Source organism: Frankia sp. CcI49 (assembly GCF_001983215.1).
GTDB lineage: Bacteria > Actinomycetota > Actinomycetes > Frankiales > Frankiaceae > Parafrankia > Parafrankia irregularis.
In genome coordinates, this window is the sequence record NZ_MOWP01000071.1 from 1 (window position 1) to 4,546 (window position 4,546).

The following is a 4,546-nucleotide window of genomic DNA, read 5'->3' on the forward strand; positions in this document are numbered from 1 at the left end:
CCCTCGAAGTCCGGATCCTGAAGGTGCGCGGAACCGCCGCTCTCGCCGTGCCCCCGCTGGTCGAAGCTGATCACACCGATGCCTTCGTCGAGGTAGTCAGTGAAATAGGCCGGATCCTTGACGCGCGCGCCTCCCCATCCATGACTCTGGAGCACGACCGGCACAGGGTGCACGGCATCCGCACCCGCTGGCTGGAACGCCGTGTAGCAGATGCGAACCGGTGTGCTACTGACCCGCTCCGGCACGCTACTTAAGCACTCATTCGTGATGCTCGGTGAATCATCGCCGGATACGGCGACAGCCAAACCTTTCCCTCCGAACAGAAAGGAGGTGGACAGTCCGACCAGGATGATCCCAGCGCACAGATTCTTCCACGTTGAATTCATGGGGAGAGGTTACTGTGAAGTTCGCAATAAGGCAATCAGCTGCGCCGAGACATGAACTACGGCGACGCTGCGGGGCAAGTCGGCATAGGATCGGCTGACCGCTGCTGCCATCATGGTCACGTCACGGCCAGTGCTTCAGTGGGTGGGAGTTTGGATGCGCGGGTGGCGGGGTGAAGGCCGGCGATGACCGAGGGTGGCGCCGAGGCCAAGTGCCATGTGGCCCAGGACGGGATGACGGTGGGCCAATCTTGAATGTTCGCGTACAGGGTGGTGACGGCGATTCCGAGAAACAGCCCACCGATGCCGCCGATAGCCGGCAGCAGGAGCGCTTCCGTGAGGAACTCGCTGCGCATGTGGGATCGGGTGGCGCAGAGGGAGCAGCGCAGCCCGATCTCACCGCGACGTTCGAGGACGGAGATGAGCACGGTGTTGGCGACGCCGATCCCGCCGACCAGGAGTGCCACGGACCCGAGTCCAAGAATTAGGGCGTTGAGGGCCGTGCCGGCGGCGTTCTGTGCGGGCGGCTCTGGCTCACTTTCGGTGATTACTCTGTGTTAGACGAGCAGGATGCGGTGACCGAGGAAGGGTGAGCCTGCTCGGCCGTGCATCTGACGCATATCCGTTTAGATTTGGTTTTCACGCCTTCGGCGCCGTCGTTGTGGTGGGGCAGGGTGAGGGCGGCATCGGCGGCCGTGCGCTCGATGTCGCGTCCGCAGGTGAAGGAATGCAGGTGAGGCAGGTCGGCGGCACGAGCCGTGGTGATCCACTCATCGAGTCGGTCGGCGTTGCCGTCGGCGGGGGCGGAGGAGGCCGGCGAAGCCGCGGACGGATCCAGCGCCAGACCGCGATCACGCCGGAGCCCTGGCCCAGCGTGCCGACCGGGCCGCACCGGCGGAATCTGGGGCACAGGGTACAGGTTCATTCCGGAAAGGAACCGACCGGTAGCCGTAGCGTTGACGCACCGTCGGCATGTTTGATCACGTGACGATTCGAATAGAGTTCGGTCGCAGTGAGCGGGTTATTTTCTGTGCCGGGATTGCGCGCGTACTGAGGGAAAGATCCGCCGGCAACGATCAGCCGCAGACGATGCCCTCGCGCGAATATATGCGCGGTGTCGTTTAGGCAGAGATCGATAGGAAACTCGCCGCGTTGGGCACGCCAGTACCCCTCGCACACCCCGCGCGAACGCCCGCTTGGGTCGACGTCACTCAGCCGCACGAAAAGGTCCGCATCGGGACGATCTGAACGGTGCGCTAGCGTAACGACCGGAGCACCGAGCACAACCAGTTCGGTGTTGAATGGGCTTGTGTCATAGACCAGCACATCGGGCCGGCCGACGTATGCGGAGTCGTTGCGGTATCCGCCCTTTCTGATGAGATTTCCGCCGATGGTCGGGGTCGGATCCGCTGGGTCATAGACGAACTCCGATGCGGTGGCATCGCTACCCGGTGGATGTCTTTCAAGGCGCGCGCCCGGGTGCAGGTGCCAGGTTCTTTTTTCTCCGTGGGGTGGCCACTCCGGCAGCTCGATCCACCTCCTCAATGGCCCCACCTGCACTCTAACGCACGCTCCGCGCGCTCCGCTGCCACCCAAGTACTCTTCCAGCCAATGGAGGCTTTCTCGTACGATTGTGCCGCCACCGCGGAGAAGGATATCGGCATGCACCCATGCGCCAACCGTCAGCGCCACGTCGACGCCACGCGCATGCAGACGTCGATACTGTTCCATGGACTGTGACAGGAAAATGTCCTGCCACCCGGCAATCACCAGGGTGGGCACCATCGACGTCTCGAGTGCCGCAGCGTGCCRCATCGGAGCCCAGTATTCTTCGTCGATATCGTCGCTGTTCATCCGCTCAAGCACCCAGGGACGATCATCTTCGAATAGAGGCTGGGCGGCGGACAGCACAGGAACCGACTTGATGACCTCGTCGATCGCCCTTCGGAACTCCCTTTGCACCTTCAAGTTGCGGAAAGGGTTCCTGCTTACGGGTGGCCCGCCAACTTGTCCGCTCCACCCAATCAAGTCGGTGCGAAACGAACCAGACCCCCACGTGTACTCGGCGAAGTCGTGCGGTCCCATGACAACGACGGCCGTCGCGAGGTCATGCGGTGGGTCTGCCATGAGCGCCCACTGCGCGTAGCCGTGGTATGAGCCGCCAGCTGCGGCGAAGCGGCCAGGGTACCAGCACTGGCTGCGCATCCACGCGACGATGTCCTGACCGTCTTGCGCGTCAGTGCGCATGGGGTCGAGTTCGCCACCTGAATCGGCGGTGCCCCTTGTGGACGCGAAAACGACCGTATACCCCTGCCCCGCGAACGCTCGCGCAGAGCTCACTGTGAATACGAACCCACGACCGTACGGACCCACGATCAAAATCACGCCCCTGGACGACGCGAGCGGCTCATAGACATCAGCACCCAGAGTCACACCGTCGCGCATCGGAATGCGCACGGGCCATACGCGCCAGGGTGCCGGTTTCGGTATGCCGGTGCGGCGCGCGTGCCACCGATTCCACAGCGGAAGAGTAGGCTTCAACATTCGTTCACCTGCCATCGTGCGCCCTACCGCCGGGATGGACTCTATCGCGGATCCGACCGGCCATGATCCTCACGCCGCTGCCACTGCGTCGTCACTCGGTGCCGGGTAATGGATCCCGAATGCAAGGTAGTCGACGGAGACGGCTACGGCCCCCGCTTGGACCCGGACCTCTTGCACGGCGGCCTCGGCATCATGTAGGTCAAGTTTTTCGGAAATGAACGACCCTCCCAGGCACGAGACGAGCGACGGACCTCCGCCGCCGGCGACAGTTTGAAACACGTAAGTGTGTGGGACAATTCCGCCGCCTTCTATCATTTCTTTGCACCACCCATCCTCGGGAGGATGTACTCAAGCCTCCCCGGCCACGGACCAAGCACATGCATGATTAATGAGGTTTCGTCACTTCCCGGTTGATTTGCCACCTCTGCCACGCAGCACTTCATCCGTTCAAAACTCATATTCCACACCTCTCGCTTCGTCTCAGATCCCATCAAAAATCCGTTCAAGATCTCGCCTGCATCCGGCGTCATCACCACACCGACCACCGCCCATGAGGTGGGTGCGAAGGGCTTGCCCCGACCGATCCGTCCAGACAGCGGGCCCGAGATCTGAGGATGAAAATGATGGCCCCAGCCGTGAAGTCCGTCCGACATGCGCACCACCACACGTCCAACTTCCCCCTCGAAACGCTGCGTCGTCCAAGTATCTAGTGTCCTGAGTCGTTGATACGAACTAAGTCCGTGATCATTTGCCAAATTTACGACTCAGGAAACTACCCACGGCAGCAGTTCCACCTTCTGTTCGATTGTCAGCGTCACACCACCCCATCCTTCGTGCTGTCGTTCTTCACTACGCGCCCTTCTCCGTTCGAATGCGATGTGACCCGCTCGTGAGCAGGCGGGTAGTTCCATCGGGCAGGTACAGGTCCGCCTCCACGCCGTCGGGGACGACGCACTCGATCGTGATGACGCCATCGCTGTGTCGAGTCCATCCGCACTCCACCCGTCCGCGCCGGGTTTCCACCTGTCCGCGTGCCCAGTCGAGTCCGGGCCCAGGGATCGGCGCTAGGTGCAGGCGTGCGTACCCAGGCTGGGCGGGACGGATGCCGGCGACGCACTTATACAGCCAGTCGACGACCGCCCCCAGGGCGTAATGGTTGAAACTCGTCATCTCACCCGAATTCACCGTGCCATCAGGTAGCAGCGAATCCCACCGCTCCCAGATGGTGGTCGCCCCCATCGCCACCATATACAGCCAGGACGGCGGCTCCTCCTGCAGCAGAAGCCGATACGCCACCTCAGCATTCCCGGTCTCGGTCAGCGCCCACACCACAAACGGTGTCCCGGCGAATCCGGTCCCGACCCGATATCCGCCCTCCGCGATGAGACAGGCGAGTCTTTCGCCAGCCTCCGCCTTCTGCACGTCATCGAGCAAGCCGAAGTGGATCGCCAGGGCATACACAGCTTGGGCATCCGAGGTGATTCGAGTACCCTCCACGACATATCGCGCCTGGAACGCCGACCTCGTACGCTCTGCGAGTTTCCGCCATCGTTGCTCGTCCGCCTTCAGGTCGAGATGCGCGGCAGCATCTGCTGCGATCAGGGCAGTTCGGTAAAGAC

3 protein-coding genes and 3 pseudogenes are annotated in these 4,546 nt (G+C 62.4%); all 6 read right to left on the reverse strand.

Going from position 1 to position 4,546, the window contains the following annotated elements:
* Window positions 1–245 (reverse strand): annotated as a pseudogene (locus CcI49_RS42980) (peptidase S15); the annotation flags it as partial.
* A gap of 257 nt (window positions 246–502) precedes the next feature.
* Window positions 503–871: pseudogene (locus tag CcI49_RS39375) on the reverse strand (FtsX-like permease family protein); the annotation flags it as partial.
* A gap of 69 nt (window positions 872–940) precedes the next feature.
* Window positions 941–1,176, reverse strand: a pseudogene (locus CcI49_RS44035) (ISL3 family transposase); the annotation flags it as partial.
* 128 nt (window positions 1,177–1,304) lie between these two features.
* A complete protein-coding gene (locus CcI49_RS39385; RefSeq protein ID WP_076834842.1) occupies window positions 1,305–2,927 on the reverse strand; it encodes a CocE/NonD family hydrolase in 1,623 nt (540 codons plus the stop codon).
* A gap of 311 nt (window positions 2,928–3,238) precedes the next feature.
* Window positions 3,239–3,580 carry a hypothetical protein gene (locus tag CcI49_RS41855; protein WP_131831297.1) on the reverse strand — a complete coding sequence of 114 codons (342 nt, stop codon included), beginning with the start codon at window positions 3,578–3,580 and terminating at the stop codon, window positions 3,239–3,241.
* Between the two features lie 196 nt (window positions 3,581–3,776).
* On the reverse strand, window positions 3,777–4,546 hold a 770-nt coding region (locus tag CcI49_RS39390; RefSeq protein ID WP_277872785.1), incomplete at its 5' end, for an alpha-L-rhamnosidase C-terminal domain-containing protein.